General features: G+C 72.7%; 17 protein-coding genes and 1 pseudogene. 11 read left to right on the top strand and 7 right to left on the bottom strand.

Going from position 1 to position 17,368, the window contains the following annotated elements; translation table 11 throughout:
* Positions 1-64 precede the first annotated feature (64 nt).
* The 8 genes from ACWD1U_RS35510 (at position 65) to hypA (ending at position 6,491) form a co-directional block, all read left to right on the top strand.
* Positions 65-1,573, top strand: coding sequence for a hypothetical protein (locus tag ACWD1U_RS35510; RefSeq protein ID WP_451113489.1), 1,509 nt, complete (start codon positions 65-67; stop codon positions 1,571-1,573).
* Between the two features lies 1 nt (position 1,574).
* Positions 1,575-2,663: an NADH-quinone oxidoreductase subunit B family protein gene (locus ACWD1U_RS35505; protein WP_451113488.1), complete on the top strand. Its 1,089-nt coding sequence runs from the start codon at positions 1,575-1,577 to the stop codon at positions 2,661-2,663.
* 64 nt (positions 2,664-2,727) lie between these two features.
* A complete protein-coding gene (locus tag ACWD1U_RS35500; RefSeq protein WP_451113487.1) occupies positions 2,728-4,521 on the top strand; it encodes a nickel-dependent hydrogenase large subunit in 1,794 nt (597 codons plus the stop codon).
* Entirely contained in the window at positions 4,514-5,050 is a 537-nt protein-coding gene (locus ACWD1U_RS35495; protein WP_451113486.1) for a NifU family protein, read from the top strand. Before ACWD1U_RS35500 ends, ACWD1U_RS35495 begins: the two co-directional genes overlap by 8 nt.
* Entirely contained in the window at positions 5,047-5,649 is a 603-nt protein-coding gene (locus ACWD1U_RS35490; RefSeq protein WP_451113485.1) for a DUF5947 family protein, read from the top strand. The genes ACWD1U_RS35495 and ACWD1U_RS35490 overlap by 4 nt, the downstream gene beginning before the upstream one ends.
* Positions 5,650-5,690: 41 nt before the next feature.
* Positions 5,691-5,897: a hypothetical protein gene (locus ACWD1U_RS35485; RefSeq protein ID WP_451113484.1), complete on the top strand. Its 207-nt coding sequence runs from the start codon at positions 5,691-5,693 to the stop codon at positions 5,895-5,897.
* Between the two features lie 80 nt (positions 5,898-5,977).
* Positions 5,978-6,127 carry a hypothetical protein gene (locus ACWD1U_RS35480; RefSeq protein WP_451113483.1) on the top strand — a complete coding sequence of 50 codons (150 nt, stop codon included), beginning with the start codon at positions 5,978-5,980 and terminating at the stop codon, positions 6,125-6,127.
* Between the two features lie 7 nt (positions 6,128-6,134).
* On the top strand, positions 6,135-6,491 hold the full coding sequence (gene hypA, locus ACWD1U_RS35475) for a hydrogenase maturation nickel metallochaperone HypA (protein ID WP_451113482.1): 357 nt from the start codon (positions 6,135-6,137) through the stop codon (positions 6,489-6,491).
* Between the two features lie 43 nt (positions 6,492-6,534).
* Here the strand turns inward: hypA and hypE are convergent, their stop codons facing one another.
* The 7 genes from hypE to ACWD1U_RS35440 all read right to left on the bottom strand — a co-directional run bounded on the left by hypE (position 6,535) and on the right by ACWD1U_RS35440 (position 14,433).
* Entirely contained in the window at positions 6,535-7,524 is a 990-nt protein-coding gene (gene hypE, locus ACWD1U_RS35470) for a hydrogenase expression/formation protein HypE (RefSeq protein WP_451113534.1), read from the bottom strand.
* Between the two features lie 70 nt (positions 7,525-7,594).
* Positions 7,595-8,737, bottom strand: a complete 1,143-nt coding sequence (gene hypD / locus ACWD1U_RS35465; RefSeq protein ID WP_451113481.1) for a hydrogenase formation protein HypD — start codon at positions 8,735-8,737, stop codon at positions 7,595-7,597.
* Positions 8,734-9,015, bottom strand: a complete 282-nt coding sequence (locus ACWD1U_RS35460) for a HypC/HybG/HupF family hydrogenase formation chaperone (RefSeq protein WP_184595505.1) — start codon at positions 9,013-9,015, stop codon at positions 8,734-8,736. Before ACWD1U_RS35460 ends, hypD begins: the two co-directional genes overlap by 4 nt.
* Before the next feature lie 3 nt (positions 9,016-9,018).
* Entirely contained in the window at positions 9,019-11,331 is a 2,313-nt protein-coding gene (gene hypF, locus ACWD1U_RS35455; protein ID WP_451113480.1) for a carbamoyltransferase HypF, read from the bottom strand.
* Positions 11,328-12,065 carry a hydrogenase nickel incorporation protein HypB gene (hypB, locus tag ACWD1U_RS35450; protein WP_451113479.1) on the bottom strand — a complete coding sequence of 246 codons (738 nt, stop codon included), beginning with the start codon at positions 12,063-12,065 and terminating at the stop codon, positions 11,328-11,330. Before hypB ends, hypF begins: the two co-directional genes overlap by 4 nt.
* A 38-nt stretch (positions 12,066-12,103) precedes the next feature.
* Positions 12,104-12,691, bottom strand: coding sequence for a hydrogenase maturation protease (locus tag ACWD1U_RS35445; RefSeq protein ID WP_451113478.1), 588 nt, complete (start codon positions 12,689-12,691; stop codon positions 12,104-12,106).
* Positions 12,688-14,433, bottom strand: a complete 1,746-nt coding sequence (locus ACWD1U_RS35440; RefSeq protein WP_451113477.1) for an enoyl-CoA hydratase-related protein — start codon at positions 14,431-14,433, stop codon at positions 12,688-12,690. Before ACWD1U_RS35440 ends, ACWD1U_RS35445 begins: the two co-directional genes overlap by 4 nt.
* A 168-nt stretch (positions 14,434-14,601) precedes the next feature.
* On the opposite strand from ACWD1U_RS35440, the pseudogene ACWD1U_RS35435 reads away from it, so the two are divergent.
* From ACWD1U_RS35435 to ACWD1U_RS35425, 3 genes and pseudogenes are all read left to right on the top strand, one after another.
* A pseudogene (locus ACWD1U_RS35435) lies at positions 14,602-14,787 on the top strand (family 43 glycosylhydrolase); the annotation flags it as partial.
* A gap of 397 nt (positions 14,788-15,184) precedes the next feature.
* The gene (locus tag ACWD1U_RS35430; protein WP_451113476.1) at positions 15,185-15,943 is read left to right on the top strand and encodes an IclR family transcriptional regulator; all 759 of its coding nucleotides are present in this window, start codon (positions 15,185-15,187) and stop codon (positions 15,941-15,943) included.
* Between the two features lie 114 nt (positions 15,944-16,057).
* The gene (locus tag ACWD1U_RS35425) at positions 16,058-17,284 is read left to right on the top strand and encodes a PP2C family protein-serine/threonine phosphatase (RefSeq protein WP_451113475.1); all 1,227 of its coding nucleotides are present in this window, start codon (positions 16,058-16,060) and stop codon (positions 17,282-17,284) included.
* Positions 17,285-17,368 lie beyond the last annotated feature (84 nt).

Below are 17,368 nucleotides of genomic sequence, written 5' to 3'. Positions count from 1 at the left end.
TGACCGTGGTGGAAGGGATGCGTGTGCACACCGCAACCGTGTGCGCACCCGACGAGGAGGCGCGATGGCGGAGGCACTGGCCGGGGGCGGCACGAAGAACGCTGCCACGGATGGGTCCCCGGGCGTCTTCGAGCAGCTCAGCACCGTCGCCGACGCCGTCCTCTACGAGGGCTACCTGCTCTACCCCTACCGCCGCTCCTCGGCCAAGAACCGCGTCCGCTGGCAGTTCGGAGTGCTGTTCCCCCGGGGCTGGGCCGAGGCGGACGGCCCCGTCGTCCCCGGTGTCTCCGGCTCCGCCGACTCCTGGTACCAGCAGACCGAGTGCCTGCTGCGGATCCGACGGCCCGCCGGCGTCTCCGTCCGCGTGCGGGTCCGTTACCTCCAGATGCAGCGCAAGCAGGTGCAGGACACCGCACACCACCCCGTCGAGTCGCTGCGCACCGACGACGGCGCGATGCATCTGACCTTCGACGAGGCCGTACCACGTGAAGCCGACATCGAGGTCCCGCTCGACGAGCTCCCGCGGGGCGGACACACCGTCGCGGTGGGCGCCCCGGCCGGTGCGGACGTCGAGCCCCTGCCCAAAGCCGCCGGGCGGGTGGTGCGGTCCCGCGAGGAGGTACGGGCCGAGACCACCGTCAGCGCCGAACGGCTCTCCGACGACCTCTGCCGCCTGCGTGTACGGACCACGAACACCGCGCCCGCACCCGAACCACGGGCGCCGCGTGACGAGGCCTTGCGCCGGGCTCTCATCGCCACCCACACCCTCATCGGCGGCGACGGCGTGGAATTCGTGTCCCTGATCGATCCGCCGGCGGCACTGGAAGCACCCGCACGCGCGTGCCGGAACGAGTTCACCTTCCCCGTCCTCGGCGGTGCGGCCGAGGACGCCGGACACGTCCTGCTGTCCGCGCCGATCATCCTGCCCGACCACCCGCAGGTGGCCCCCGAGAGCCCGGGCGACCTGCACGACGCCGCCGAGATCGACGAGATCCTCACGCTGCGCACCATGCTGCTGACCGACGAGGAGAAGCGCGAGGCGCGGGCCACCGACCCGCGGGCGGCTGCGATCCTCGACCGCGTCGACACCATGCCGCAGGAGGTCTTCGAACGGCTGCACGGCGCGGTCCGCTCCCTGACCCCGGCCTCCCCCGTGACTCCCACGCCCGCCGACCGCCCCGCCTGGTGGCAGGAGGGCGCCGACGACGGTCTCTCCCCGACCACCGACACGGTGCTCGTCGACGGCGTCCCCCTCGGCAGCGGCAGCCGCGTACGGCTCCGTCCCCGAGGACGCGGCGCCGACGCCCAGGACATGTTCCTGGCCGGCCGGACCGCCGAGGTCGCCGCCGTCTTCCACGACGTCGACGGCAGCGTGCACCTCGCCGTCACCCTCGACGACGACCCCGCGGCCGAACTGCACACCTGGTACGGCCGCTTCCACTACTTCCGGCCCGACGAGCTCGAACCCCTCGAACCCGCCGGATCCCCGGACGAGCCGTCGGCACCGGCTCCCGCCGCGCCCCCCTCGCGGCACACGACCGACTCCGAGACCCCCGCAGCGGAGGCCGAGTGACATGACAACGCACAGCAGCACCACCGAAGTCAGCAAGGAACCCGACCGGTCCGAGGAACGGCGGGGCATCGACGAGATCCACATCCTCTGGATCTCCGAAGGCATGAGCTGCGACGGCGACACCGTCTCCCTCACCGCCGCCGACCAGCCCTCCATCGAGGACCTGGTGCTCGGACTGATCCCGGGCCTGCCCAAGGTGAACCTCGTCAACAAGGTGCTCTCGCCGAGCCTGGGCGGCGAGGACTTCCTCGCCCCCTACCGGGCGGCCGTACGCGGCGAGCTGGGCCCGTTCATCCTCGTCATCGAGGGCTCGATCCCCAACCAGAACATCATCGAGGGCGACGGCTACTGGACGTCCTTCGGCAACGACCCGGAGACCGGCGAGCCGCAGACCCTCAACTGGTGGATCGACCAACTGGCCCCCAAGGCCTGGGCGGTGGTCGCCGCCGGTACCTGCGCCACCTTCGGCGGCATCCACGCCATGGCCGGCAACCCCACCGGCTGCATGGGCCTGGCCGACTACCTGGGCTGGGACTACACCTCCCAGGCCGGCCTGCCGATCGTCAACGTGCCGGGCTGCCCGATCCAGCCCGAGAACTTCATGGAGACCCTGATCTGGGTCCTCTACCACGCGGCCGGCTCCGCACCCCCGCCGCCGCTGGATCACATGCTGCGCCCCCAGTGGCTGTTCGGGAAGACGGTCCACGAGGGCTGCGACCGCGGCTCGTACTACGAGCAGGCCAACTTCGCCAAGGACTACAACTCACCCAAGTGCCTGGTCAAGACGGGCTGCTGGGGTCCGGTCGTCAACTGCAACGTGCCCAAGCGCGGCTGGATGGGCGGCCTCGGCGGCTGCCCCAACGTCGGCGGCATCTGCATCGGCTGCACGATGCCCGGCTTCCCCGACGCGTTCATGCCGTTCATGGACGAGCCCCCGGGCAGCACCCTGTCGTCCCTGGCCATCAAGCCGTACGGGTCCGTCGTCCGCCGGCTGCGCGGCATGACCAACGAGCTGGTCAACCACGAGCCCAGGTGGCGCCACAACAAGCGCAAGCTGACCAGCGGTTACGACCCGCGCTGGCGGCCCTGATGCCGGACGGCCCGCGTTCCACCACCCACCCCCACACCACCGACAGCGAGGGGCAGTACCGCAGATGACCACCACCGAGGCCCGGCCCACCGAGCGCAAGCCACCAGAGCTCGTGGACATGTCCTGGGATCCGATCACCCGGATCATCGGGAACCTGGGCATCTACACGAAGATCGACTTCGCCAACCGTGAAGTCGTCGAATGCCACAGCACCTCGTCGCTGTTCCGCGGCTACTCGGTGTTCATGAAGGGCAAGGACCCGCGCGACGCGGGCTTCATCACGTCCCGGATCTGCGGCATCTGCGGCGACAACCACACCACCTGCTCCGACTACGCCCAGCAGATGGCCTACGGCGTCAAACCGCCCCCGCTGGCCGACTACATCGTCAACCTCGGTGAAGCGGCCGAGTACATGTTCGACCACACGATCTTCCAGGACAACCTGGTGTTCGTGGACTTCTGCGAGGCGATGGTCAAGGCCACCAATCCCAGCGTGCTCGCCCGCGCCGAACGCACCGAGGCACCCCGCGGCGACATCCACGGCTACCGCACGATCGCCGACATCATGAAGGCCTTCAACCCCTTCGAGGGCGAGGTCTACAGGGAGGCCCTGAAGGTCAGCCGGATCACCCGCGAGATGTTCTGCCTCATGGAGGGGCGGCACGTCCACCCGTCCACGCTGTACCCGGGCGGCGTCGGCACGATGCCGCAGCCGAGCGTCTTCACCGACTACCTCAGTCGGCTCATGAAGGTCATCGACTTCGTGAAGAAGGCCGTCGCCATGAACGACGACGTCTTCGACTTCTTCTACGAGGCGCTGCCCGGATACGAGGAGGTCGGCCGGCGCCGCGTCCTGCTGGGCTGCTGGGGCGCCTTCCAGGACCCGAAGACGGTCGACTACCGCTACGAGACGATGAACTCCTGGGGCAGGGACATGTACGTCACCCCCGGCATCATCGTCGACGGCGAACTGGTCACCAACAACCTCGTCGACATCAACCTCGGCCTGCGCATCATGCTCGGCAGCTCGTACTACGAGGACTGGGTGAACGAGTCGCCCTTCGTCACCCACGACCCGCTCGGCAACCCCGTCGACATGCGCCACCCGTGGAACCAGACGACCGTCCCGGTCCCGCAGAAGCGCAACTTCGACGACAAGTACAGCTGGGTGATGAGCCCCCGCTGGTTCGACCAGCGCACCGGCGACCACCTCGCCCTCGACACCGGCGGCGGCCCGCTGGCCCGCCTGTGGTCGACGGCGCTGAGCGGACTGGTCGACACCCCGTACGTCAAGGCCACCGGACACAGCGTGCGCATCTCCCTGCCCAAGGGCGAGTCGCTGCCGGAGACCACCCTGGAATGGCGCATCCCGCGGTGGAGCAACACCATCGAACGCGACCGCGCCCGGCCCTACTTCATCGCCTACGCGGCCGCCATGGCCCTGCAGTTCCTCGAAGAGGCCATGGGGATGGTCCGCGCGGGCGAGACCAAGGTGTTCGAGAACTACGAGGTGCCCGACGAGGCGATCGGCTGTGGCTTCCACGAGGCGGTGCGCGGCGTCCTCTCCCACCACCTGGTGATCAAGGACAAGAAGATCGCCAACTACCACCCCTACCCGCCCACCCCGTGGAACGCCAGCCCCCGCGACATGTACGGCACCCCCGGCCCGTACGAGGACGCCGTCCAGGGCCAGCCCATCTTCGAGGAGAACGGGCCGGACGACTTCAAGGGCGTCGACATCATGCGCACGGTGCGCAGCTTCGACCCCTGCCTGCCGTGCGGTGTGCACATGTACGTCGGCAAGGGCAAGACGCTCACCACGCTGCACTCGCCGACCTACGGGGCGAACCATGGCTGAGGCCGCCACCGCACGCCTGGCCGACCCGGACGTCGAGGCCCGGCTCGCCCGGCTCGACGAGGTGCTGGAAGGTCTCGAACCCCTGCCCGGCCCCGCCACGGAGGCGGTCCGGCTGCTGATCGAGGTCTACGGCGAGGCCCTGGCCCGCGTCCTGGACGAGGCGGACGAGCGACTGGCGGAGCGCCTGGCCGACGACGAACTGCTGGCGCACCTGCTGGTGCTGCACGACATCCACCCCGAGCCCGCCGAACGCCGGGCGGCCCGCGCGGTCGAACGGCTGCGGCCGGCCGTGCAGGAACGCGGCGGAGACGTGGAGTGGGCGGGTACCGAGGGTCAGGTCGCCCGGGTGCGCCTGACCACGGGCGGCTGCGGCTCCGGCTGCGGCAGCGGGGGCTCCGAGGTCACCGACGCGGTCCGGGAGGCGGTGCTCGCCGTCGCCCCCGAACTGACGGCGGTGGAGCCCGTGCCGAGCACGCCGGCACCCGCGTTCGTGCCCCTGACGACGCTGACGCGCCGAGGCGCACCGTGACCACGACCACCGACGGGGCGCTGGCCCGCCTCATCCGTTCCGCGGCCGACCGTACGGAGGCGGCCCGGACGGAAGTGTGCGACCTGTGCGCCGCGCCGGTCGCCGAGGAGCACGCCCACCTCTACGACACCGGGCAGGAGGACGTGCGCTGCGCCTGCCGCCCCTGCTCGGTGCTGTTCGCCGAGTCCGGGGCCGGGGACGGCCGGTACCGGCTCGTTCCCCGGCGCCGGATCCGGTTGCCGCGCGTCGACACGGCCGTGCTGGGTGTCCCCGTCGGCCTGGTCTTCTTCGTGCCCCGGGCGGACGGCACCGTCACCGCGCAGGGTCCGAGCCCCGCGGGAGCCATGCGGTGGGAGGTGGACGCGGCGGCCTGGCAGGAACTGTCCGGCACGTGTCCGCAGCTCGCCGGCGTGGAACCCGACGTGGAGGCGCTGCTGGTGAACACCGTCCACGGCCTCGACCACCACTGGATCGTGCCGATCGACGACTGCTACCGGATGGTCGCCGTCGTACGCCGGGAGTGGCGCGGCCTGTCCGGCGGAGGCCGGATCTGGCCGGCCGTCGAGCGGTTCTTCGAGGACCTCACCGAGCGGCCATGAGTACGCACTCCGCAGGTCGGAGGCGAGGAAGGAGAGCACCCATGGGCAGCATCAGAGTGGGCAGAGCCCAGGCCAGGCCCGACACGCCCGGGCACGTCACCGGCATGCACCAGGGCAACAGGGGCCGGTGCGAGGAGCAGATCGGTCACCACGAGGACGGCACCGCCGACGCGCGCCGCTCCACGGGGATCCACTGGAAGCGGCATGACACCCTCGCGGAGACCATGCCGAACATCTCGCCGGGATGAGGGCCGTGATGAGAGAGCAGAAAGCCGCCGCCATGAAGGTCCGACGAGCACACAGACCCCTCGCGCGCAGACGCGGCGGGATGAGCGGACAGCGGGTGCTGAAGGCCGAGGCCGCCCTGGTGGGCGGTGTGGTCCTGGCATTCCTGTGCTGGGAGTTTCCCAGCCTGAGGCGGGAGGCGCGGATCTGGCGGATGGCCGGAGGTTTCCGCGCCGGCCACCGCTACCCGTGAGCCGGCCGTGCACGAACTGTCGATCGCGACCGCGATCATCGAACGGGCCGACGAGCTGGCCCGGGCGGACGGGACGGACGCCGTCTCGGCGGTGACCGTCCGGGTCGGCGAACTGGCGGGGGTCGTCCCCGACGCCCTCGGTTTCGCCTTCGAGGTGGCCCGCGACGGCACGGCCCTCGCCGGGGCCCGGCTCGTGGTCGAACAGGTCCCCGCGCAGGCCTGGTGCGGCTCGTGCGCCGAGGAGTTCCCGGTGGGCATGCCCCCGTTCTTCTGGTGCCCGCGCTGCGACCAGCCCTCCCACGACCTGCGCAGCGGCCGGGAGCTGGAGATCACCGGGATCGAGCCGTCACCGGCCACGGCATAGCGAAGGGCCCCGCCGATACGTCGGCGGGGCCCTTGTGCGCCGGTCAGCAGATGCGCGGCAACTGCTCCCCGATCGGCAGATCCACCACGCGGGTCCCCCCGAGACCGGTGGCGACCACCACCATCCCCGGGTGCTCGGCGACGCACTCGCCGATCAGCGCGGCCCCGGCGCCCTGCGGGTGGGCGCGCATCGCGGCGAGCACCTCCTCCGCCTCCGACGGCGGCACGAAGGCGACCAGTCGGCCCTCGTTCGCGACGTAGAGGGGATCGAGGCCCAGGAAGCCGCAGGCGTTCGCCACCGCGTCCGGCACCGGAACGGCCCGTTCCCGCAACCGGACCCCGGTCCCGGACGCGCGGGCGATCTCGTTGAGGGACGCCGCCAGGCCGCCCCGGGTTGGATCGCGCAGCACATGGATGTCCTCAGTGACGGCCAGCATCGCCGCCACCAGATCCGCCAGCGGCGCGGTGTCGCTGGCGACCTCCACCCCGAACTCCAGCCCCTCCCGGACACTCATGATTGCCACCCCGTGCAGCCCGATCGGCCCGCTGACGATGACCGCGTCACCGGGCCGCGCACGCTGGGGCCGGATGTCCACGCCGTCGGGCACGAGACCCACGCCGGCGGTGGTGACGTAGACGCCGTCACCGTGACCGGACTCCACGACCTTGGTGTCGCCCGTGGCGATCGCCACCCGCGCGGCCTCGGCCGCCGCACCCATCGCGCGTGCGATCCGGTCGACGACCGTCAGCTCGACGCCTTCCTCCAGCACGAAGGCGGCGGAGAGGTACGCGGGCCGCGCACCGCTCATCGCCAGGTCGTTGACCGTGCCGTTGACCGCGAGGTCGCCCAGGCTGCCGCCGGGGAAGAACAGCGGCCGGACGACGTAGGAGTCGGTGGAGAAGGCGAGCCGCGCGCCGCCCAGTTCGAGGACGGCCGAGTCGGCGAGAGAGGCCAGGGTGGCGTTGCCGTAGGCGGGGGTGAAGATCTGCTCCATCAGCTCGGCCGACAGGGCTCCACCTCCGCCGTGGCCCATCACCACGACGCCCTGGTCGCGCAGCGGGGCGGGGCAGGTCCAGTCGGCCGGGTCGACCACATCGAGTCGCTCAGGCAACGGGAGCCACCTCCTCCTGTGCGGCCCCGCCGGTCTGCGGCGCCGGGGCGTTCATACGGCGGTACAGGTAGTAGGCCGCGCAGGCGCCCTCGCTGGAGACCATGGTGGCGCCGAGCGGGGTGCGCGGGGTGCAGGTGGTGCCGAACGCGGCGCACTCGGTCGGCTTGATCAGCCCCTGGAGCACCTCGCCGCTGCGGCACTCGGCGGGCTCCTCGGTACGGATCCCGCTGACGTCGAAGCGGTGCTCGGCGTCATACGCGCGGAAGGCGTCGGTCAGTTTCCAGCCGCTGGCCGGGATCCGCCCGATGCCGCGCCAGGACCGGTCGGTGACCTCGAACACCTCCTCGATCATGCGCACCGCGGCCGGATTGCCGTCCTCGCGCACGGCACGCGGGTAGGCGTTCTCCACCCGGTGCTCGCCCCGCTCCAGCTGGCGGACCGCCCGGCGGATGCCCTCCAGGATGTCCAGCGGCTCGAACCCGGTCACCACCATCGGCACGGCGAACCGCTCGGCCAGCTCCGGGTACTCCGCCATGCCCATCACGCTGCACACGTGCCCGGCGGCCAGAAAGCCCTGCACCCGGCACTCGGGCGCCGTCATGATCGCCTCGATGGCCGGGGGCACCCGCACATGCGACACCAGCAGGCTGAAGTTGGTCAGCCCCAGGCGCCTCGCCTGGTGCACGGCCATCGCGTTGGCCGGGGCCGTGGTCTCGAAGCCGATCGCGAAGAACACCACCTCCCGGTCGGGGTGGCGGCGGGCCAGCTCCAGGGCGTCGAGGGGGGAGTAGACCACGCGGACGTCGCCGCCCTCGCTCTTGACCCGGAACAGGTCGCGGTCGGTGCCCGGCACGCGCAGCATGTCGCCGAAGGAGCAGAAGATCACCCCGGGTCGTGCGGCGATCTCCAGCGCCTTGTCGATCACCTCCAGCGGCGTGACACAGACGGGGCAGCCGGGGCCGTGGATCAACTCCACTTGTTCGGGCAGAAGTTGGTCGATACCGTGCCGGATGATCGAGTGGGTCTGGCCGCCGCACACCTCCATCAACGCCCAGGGCCGGGTCGCGGTGGCACGGATCTCGTCCAGCAGCCGCCGGGCCAGATCGGGGTCGTTGAACTCGTCGATGTACTTCACGCCGTTCCCGCCTCCTTCGCCGCCTGCTCCCAGGCGTCGCCGAACTCCTCCTCCAGCAGCCCCAGTTCCTCGAACAGCTTCAGCGAGGCCAGGGCCGACTCCTCGTCGAGGCGCTGCAGCGCGAAGCCGACGTGCACGATGACGTACTCACCCACCCGCACATCGGACACGTACTCCAGGCACGCCTGTTTCTGCACACCGCCGAAGTCGATCAGCCCGGTGAGCGGATCCGCGCTGTCGTCGATGGCCACGACCTTGCCGGGCACTGCCAAACACATGGGTCACTCCTCCTGTCGTAGGTGCGCCGCGACCACCAGCTGGCCGAGGGCCAACCCACCGTCGTTCGGCGGGACTTCGCCGTGGCGGAGCACGGCGAAGCCGGCCCCGGCCAGCAGCCGCACGCACTCCTCCTCCAGCAGCGCGTTGGCGAAGACCCCGCCGCTGAGGGCGACGCTGGCCAGGCCGGTGTCCTGACGGGCCCGCCGGCAGATCTCCGCGACGGCCCGCGCCACCGCGCGGTGGAAGCGGGCGGCGAGCACGGGGGCAGGAGTGCCCCGCCGCAGATCGGCGACCAGTGCCCTGAGCACGGGTGCCGGGTCGAGATCACCGGCGAAGGCGTACGCCGACGTCTCGGCGTCCCAGGCCGAAGCGGCCGCCGCCTCCAGTTCCAGGGCGGCCTGGGCCTCGTAGCCCGCGCGATGGCACACGCCGGCCAGGGATGACACGGCGTCGAAGAGGCGGCCCATGCTGGACGTCGCCACACAGGCCAGCCCGCTCGACAACTGCCTGTCCAGCACGGACAGTTCCTCCGGCGCGCAGGCGGCCACACAAGGCAGGTCCGCGTCCCACGGCAGGCCCGCCGCCCACAGCCGGGCCAGCGCCAGGCGGCACGGGTTGGCCACGCCCGCGTCGCCGCCGGGCAGCGGGGCGGGGGCGAGGTGGGCGTAGCGCCGGAAGCCGGTGTAGTCGGCGAGCAGGACCTCGCCACCCCAGACCGTGCCGTCGTCGCCGTAACCCGTGCCGTCGAAGGCGACCCCGATCACGGGGGTGGTGCCGTCCAGGCCGTGTTCGGCCATCGCCGAGGCGAGGTGCGCGTGGTGGTGCTGGACGAGCGCGGGGGCGTGCCCGGCCAGCCGGGCGGCCCATCGCGCCGAGTGGTACCCCGGGTGCCCGTCGGCGGCGACGAGTTCGGGGCTGACGCCGGTCAGGCACCGCATCTGCGCCTCCGCCCGCCGGGCCGCCTCCAGAGTGGTCAGATCGCCCATGTCGCCGATGTGCGGCCCGAACCAGGCCTGGTCGCCCTCGCCGAGACACAGGGCGTTCTTCAGGTCGCCGCCCACGGCGAGCGCGGGCCGGACCGGGACCGGCAGGCGCAGTGGGCGGGGCACGTACCCCCGGGAGCGGCGCAGCACCTGCTCGGTGCCGTCGGGGCGCACCCGCAGCAGGGAGTCGTCGCAGGGCGAGGCGATGAGCCGGTCGTGGGTGAGCCAGGCGTCGGCGAGACCGGCCAGGCGGGTCAGTGCCTCGTCGTCGTCCGTGACGATGGGTTCCCCGGAGCGGTTGCCGCTGGTCATGACCAGCACGCGCGGGCCGGGCGGATCGCCGGGCAGGCCGAACAGCAGCGTGTGCACGGGGGTGTAGGGGAGCAGCACGCCGAGGTGCGGGCTGCCGGGGCAGACGCCGGGTGCGAGGCCCGTCTCCTCGGTACGCCGGCGAAGCAGGACGATGGGGCGCCGGGGGCCGGCGAGGGCGGCCTGTTCGGGCGCGGACAGCTCCGCGATCCGCCGTACGGTGTCGAGGCCCGCGCACATCACCGCGAACGGTTTGCCGCCGCGGGCCTTGCGCGTGCGCAGGGTGTCGACGGCCCGCGCGTCGGTGGCGTCGCACGCCAGGTGGTAGCCGCCGAGGCCCTTGACGGCGACGATCCGCCCCGCGGCCAGCAGCGCCCGCGCCGCCGCGAGGGCGCCGGCGTCCCGCGCCGGGCGGACGTCGCTCCCCGGGGCCGGCAGCAGGCGCAGCCGCGGGCCGCAGCGGGGGCAGGCCACGGGCTGGGCGTGGAAGCGCCGGTCGAGGGGATCGCCGTACTCCCGGGCGCAGTCGGCGCACATCGGGAAGCCGGCCATCGTCGTCACCGCCCGGTCGTACGGCATGCCCGTGGCGATGGTGAAGCGGGGCCCGCAGTGGGTGCACGTGACGAACGGGTGCCGGTGCCGGCGGTCGGCCGGATCGGTCATCTCCCGCAGGCAGTCGGCGCAGGTCGCCGTGTCGGGTGGGAGGAGGGTGCGGCCGGGGGAACGGTCGGTGGAACGGATGCGGAAGACGTCGTCGGCACCGGTGACGGGCAGGTCCTCGACTCCGACGCCGGTGACGGTGGCCAGCGGCGGAGGCTCGGTCGCCAGCCGGTCGCAGAAGTGGGCGACGCCCTCCGGCGGGCCCTCCACCTCGATGAGGACACCGTTCGCCGTGTTGCTCACGAAGCCCGCGAGGGCGAGATCGGTGGCAAGGCGGTGCACGAAGGGGCGGAAGCCCACGCCCTGCACGGTGCCGCGCACGGTGACGCGGCGGCGCACCGCCTGAGTGGCGGGCGCCGTCACGAGACGAGGCCGGCTTCGGCGCCCTCAGGGATGTGGGTGTGCGGGCGGGGCGCCAGCGGAGGCCGGTGCACCGGGGCTCCGTCCCGAACGGCGAGCACCCGCTCCAGCAGAGCGTCGACGCCGGCGCCGGTGCGGGCGCAGGACCGCAGCACCTCCACCCCGGGGTTGACCCGCTGGACGTGGGCGTCGAAGGCGGTCTCGTCGAACCCGGCGGGCCCGGCCAGGTCGGTCTTGGTCAGCACCACCAGATGGGCGGACCCGAAGGCCGTCGGGTACTTCAGCGGCTTGTCCTCGCCCTCCGTCACAGCCATGAGCACGATCCGCAGGCGCTCACCGAGGTCGTAGGACGCCGGGCAGACCAGGTTGCCGACGTTTTCCACGAACAGCAGGGAGGTGTCCTCGGGCAGCCAGCTCTCCACATGGCCGCGCAGCTGCCGTGCCTCCAGGTGGCACAGCCCGTCGGTCAGCAGCTGCTTCACCGGGGCTCCCGAGCGGGCGAGCCGGTGGGCGTCGTTCTCGGTCGCCAGGTCGGCGGTGAGCGCGGCCACCTCGAGGCCCCGCTCCACCGCCCTGGCGAGGACGCGTCCGAGCAGTTCCGTCTTGCCGCTGCCCGGACTGGACAGCAGGTTGACCACGCTCACCCCACGCCGTGCCAGTTCCTCGCGCAGGCCCGCGGCCAGACCGTCGTTCTTCGCCAGGACGGCCTGAGTGACCTCGTCCACGGAATCGCACATGCGAGCAGCCCCTCGCGGTCGGTAGGGAAATCGTTCCGCTACCGATCCTCCGCGCCGCCGTTCACCGTGCCCGGCAGCCCGGCCGACGACAGGGCGGGTGATTCCTCCGGGCGGCTCAACGGCGGAGTGGCCGCGGGGTCGGCGAGCAGCACCGGGACCACGGTGTGCAGTGCCGCGACGGCCCGCCCGACCGCCTCGCGCACCGTCGCGCTGATGCCCGGCGCGATGTCCTCGTCGGCGGGTGCCCGCAGCTCTGGCTCGCAGGCCAGGACGAGGACGCGGGGGAGCGGGTCATCACCCAGGTGGGCGGCCAGGGCGAGGACCTTCGCCGGGTCCATGCCGTGCGCCTCGGGAGGGGCGTCCGCCGTGGAGCCGCCGGGCGGATCAGGCTCGATCAGCGACAGGGTGCCCGGCTCGTGCCCCCGTACGGCCGCGTCGACCAGGACGGCCGTCTCGTAGCCGTCGAGCAGCTCGTAGGCGAGGTCCATGCCCCGGATGCCGAAGTCCTTCACCCGTACCTCGGGCGGGAGCGGGTGACGGTCCAGTGCGCGGATCACCTCGGGGCCGAAGGCGTCGTCCGCGAGGAAGATGTTGCCGACGCCCGCCACGAGAAGCCGCGCGCTCATCGCGCGTCTCCCTCGGCCAGGGGACGGGCCGAGCCGCTCGGGACCTTGCGCACGAAGGCGGACCGCAGCGCGTGGTACGAGGCGTGCGGATCGAAGAAGATGGCGCGCATGCGGGCGAGTTCGGTCCGCCGGTATTCGGCGAGGGGCCGCTGAAGCTCGTCGGCGTGACGTGCCGTGGCCTTGGCGGTGATACGGCGCGCGATGTCCGGGTCGCCGGCCACCTCGGCAGCCAGGCGCTCGACCTCCGCGGCGAACCCCTGGGCAGGAACCGGCACCACACGATCCACCAGCCCGATCCGCTCGGCGGTCGCCGCGCTCACCGGTCGCGCCTCGCTGGTCAGCCGTTCGGCCGTGTCCGCTCCCACGCGGCGCGGCAGCGAGTACGTCCAGTACTCCGAGCCGTACAGGCCCATGTTCCGGTAGTGCGGGTTGAGGACGCTGCCCGTGCGGCACCAGACCTCGTCGGCGGCCAGGGCCAGCATGAGGCCGCCGGCGGCCGCGTTGCCGCCGAGGGCCGCGACCACCAGACGGTCGGTGGTGCGCAGCATGGCCTCGACCAGGTCGTTCAGGGCGTTGAGGTTGGACCAGGACTCGCCCGCCGGGTCGCTCGACGCCTCGATGACGTTGAGGTGGATGCCGTTGGAGAAGAAGTCGCGGGTGCCGCCGACCACCAGCACCGAGGTGGGGCGGGTGAGGGCGTACCGGTACGCGGCCAGCAGCCTGCGGCAGTGGACGGTGCTCATCGCCCCGCCGGGGAAGGAGAAGGACAGGAAGCCGACGGTTCCCTGCTGCCGGTAGCGGATGTCGGCCCAGGTGGTGCGCTCCGGTGGCAGTTCGAGCCGGGCGGCGATCTCCGGCAGCCAGTACGGGCGGTCGCTCGCACCCGGCATGCCCGGCCCGGCTTCGGGCGGCGCCGGGAAGCCGGCGAGCACCGAGGCAGCCGGGCGGCGGAACGGCGCCGGGTCGCCGGTGCTCTTGCGGGGACGCAGTTCCGGGATCCACACGGCGCCGTCCCGGGTCGCCCGGCAGAGCGCTCCGGACCGGGTCGCGAGCAGTTCCCCGGGCCGTCCGCGCAGCCGGTCCTCGGGATGGCCGCCGTGCAGGAACACCTCCCGGCCGCACAGCTCGTCCACGACGCCCGGCTGGGAGTCGGCCCCACGGAGCTTGCGCAGTACCGTTTCGGTGCTGTCGTTCTCCCAGTCGATGCGCCGCTGCTCCTGGCGGAAGAAGTCCCGCCACACCACCCGGATCCCCGGATCGCTCTGCGGCCGCGGCTTGAACGCCCCGTCGGCGAAGCGCCCCACGGCCAGCAGCACGGCGGCCGTGGCGGCGTCAGACACCTCGTTGCGGTACACGTCGCTCTTGCCGGCCGGCGGCACCGGGAAGGATTCGTCCGCCCAGATGTCGCCCGCGTCCATCGCCGCCCCGGCCTGGAGCACCGTCACCCCCCACTCGGGTGTCTCGTCGGCGATCGCCCAGTCCAGCGACGACGGGCCCCGGTCGCCGGGCGGTCCCGGGTGCACGATCAGGCAGGTGTGTTCCTGCCAGATGTCCTCCGGCAGGGCCGACTTGAGCATCGGGGCGATGATCAGCTCCGGGCGGACCTCGCGCACGGCGGCCCGGACCGCGTCGGCGCCGTGCGAGGCGAGGACGACGTCCACACGGTGCCCCTGGTCCGACAGTTCGGCGTACACGCGCTGGGACAGGCTGTTGAACGCGCTGGCGACGAGCAAGATGTCCATGACATCGCATGGTGTCCGGTTCGGGGAGAGCCGAGAAGGACCACGGCGGCGTTTCGCCCCTCTCTGCCGCTTACGGCCGGTCGGGCATCGCCTGCGAACGTATGCGGCATCACGGGCCTGCGGTGATCACCCGGCGCGCGCCGGAGCGGGCGCCACGAGGGGACTCACCTGGGCATCCGGCCGGCCGGCGTCATCCGCAACCCCGTCCTTCCCGGCTCGCACCCGGACCCGTCCGTCCTGCGGGTCGGGCCGGACTCCTGCCTGGCGACGTCGACGTTCGGGTGGTGCCCGGGTGTGCGCCTGCACCACCACTCCGCGGACGCGGTGCACGGGCGTCCCCTCAGCGGCGCCCTCGACGACACGCGCCTGCTCGACCCTGACCGGATGCCCGGACTCCGGCGGTGTTGGGCGCCCGGCCGGGCCCACGGGGACGCCTGTTCCACCTCGTCTGAGCCGGGCCGCGCTTTGGTGCGACGCGGGCCGGGGACGGCAGCCGCTCGGTCCCGGCCCGGACGCCACGGTCCCGTCCGCCGAGCGCGCCGAGCACATCGAGGACGGGCGAATCCGCTCCCTCGGCTGCACCGGCGCGTTCGTCGGCCTGTGGGCAGCCTGGGGCCGCACCGGCGGCGGTCACCACGCGGACTTCGCCGAGGCGACGTACCGCCCTACGGGACCGATGCCGAGCGGCACACCGGGGGCGGCGCCCCGGCCCCACCTTGCCCGCGCTGCACCGTCGGCGCACGCTGTTCGTATGGGTGCGCGAGACGGCCCCACGCTCATCAACTCCGTCCAGCGGGCCATGCGCCTGCTGGAGGCGGTGAGCGCGCACGAGAACGGCGCGCCGGCCAAGCAGCTGGCACGGGAGACCGGCCTGCCCCTTGCCACCGCCTATCACCTGCTGCGGACCCTGCTGCACGACGGGTACGTGCGGAAGCTGGACGACGGCGGGTTCGTCCTCGGCGACAAGCTGCAGATGCTGCGGTCCACGGGCCGTGCGCAGGCGCTGCTCAGCCGTGTCCGGCCCACCCTCGCCGCACTCCGGGACGAGCTGGCGACCGCCGCCTACCTCACCTTCTACGAGGAGGGCGAGATCCGGGTCGCCGAGATCGTCGACGGCCCCGGAACGCCCCGCGTGGATCTCTGGGTGGGCTTCGAGGACGCCGGGCACGCCACCGCGCTGGGCAAGTCCGTACTGCGGGAAATGGACGAGGAGGCCCGCCAGGAGTACCTCTCCCGCCACCACCTGGCCGACCTCACCCCCCGTACGATCACCAGCCTGCCGGAGCTGCTCCGGCGGCTGGAGACCTCGCCCCTGGCCCCGGCCGTCACGGACCTCGAGGAGTACGCCCTCGGCACGGTCTGCGTCGCCGTGCCGGTCTACAGCGGGAACACGCTCGGGTCCCTCGGTGTCTCCCTGCCGGCGAACCGGCTCTCCCGGCTGCCGGAGATCAAGGAGCGGCTGCTCCCGACCGCCAGCCGCGTGACGAGGGGCCTCTCGCTCACTATCTGAAAATCCTCTCCTTGCCCGCGCCCGGATCACCCCGTTCTCTGGATGAAACGGACATTTCCTGGGCGCGCCCCGAGCCTCGCGCCCCCGCTCACAGGTGAGGAGCTCGATAAGAACATGAGCCATGCGCGAGACCTTGGTGGCGACCACCGGCCCGTACGGCCGTCCGGCAGCCGAGTCGCCGGTGCCGGGACGGCGGCCCGCAGGCGCGCCCTCGCACAGCTGGCCGCCGGTACGCCCGTCCTGCCCGTCCTGGTCGTCTGCGTCGTCGTGCTCGGCGGCCTCGCCGACGGAGCCGGGATGATCTGGCTGCCCCTGCTCGTGGCCGGTCCCGCCCTCGCGGCCACCACCAACGGGCCGCGCGGTGTCTTCTGGGTCGGGTTCCTCACCGCGGTGCTCGGCGCCGTGCTCGGGGTCCGGGACGGTATGCCGGGCGGGGAGCTGACCGCCGTGCTGGCGGCCCTGGTGACGGTCACCCTCGCCAGTGGCCTGGCCAGCGTCCTGCGCGGGCGGCGGGAACGGGTGCTCGCCGCTGTCCGCTCGGTCGCTGAGACCGCCCAGCACGCTCTGCTCAGGCCCGTACCGGCGACCGTGGGACCGTTTCAGGCGGCCGTCCGCTACAGCGCCGCGGCAGCCGAGGCCCGGATCGGCGGGGACCTCTACGCGCTGATATCCACCCCGCACGGGGTCCGGCTGATCGTCGGCGACGTGCGCGGCAAGGGGCTGCCCGCCGTGGGGACGGCGGCACTGGTGCTCGGTGTCTTCCGGGAAGCCGCCCACGACGAGCCCGATCTCCTCGACGTGGTCGACCGGATCGAGCGGAGCCTCGCCCGCAACCTCGGGCAGGACGACTTCGTCACCGCCGTGGTCGCCGGGTACCCGCGGGACGGGCACCTGGAGGTCGTGAACTGCGGGCACGCGCCTCCGCTGCTGGTCCGGGCGTCAGGGAGCATCAGCGTGGTGGAGCCGCCGCATCCGGCCCCGCCGCTCGGTCTGCGCGCCCTCACGGGGCACACGCCCCGACTCCAGCAGCTGCCCTTCGCCGACGGCGACCAGCTGCTGCTCTACACCGACGGGGTCACCGAGGCCCGCGACGGCGGACGGGCCTTCTATCCGCTCGCCGAGGGGCTGGAACGCCACGTCTCCCACGAGCCCGGGCGCACCCTCGACGCCCTGCACGACGAACTGCTGGCCCACGTGGGCGGCCGGCTGCACGACGACGCGGCCCTGCTCCTGATCCGCAAACCGGCCGCGGACCGGGCGTCGGCTCGCGAGGCGAGCCACCCTGGCCCCACCGCTCCCGCTCCGGTGTCCGAGGCGACGTGCGGCTCACGTACGGGCTGAGGGGTCCATGCACTGTGCCCGCCCGGGTCGCGCGGCCTGGCACCGCGCCTCGCCGCGTTGCCGGAGTGCCCTGGTAGCTCCGCT

The organism is Streptomyces sp. NPDC002788 (assembly GCF_053592115.1).
This window is presented reverse-complemented; position numbering and strand designations above follow the sequence as displayed.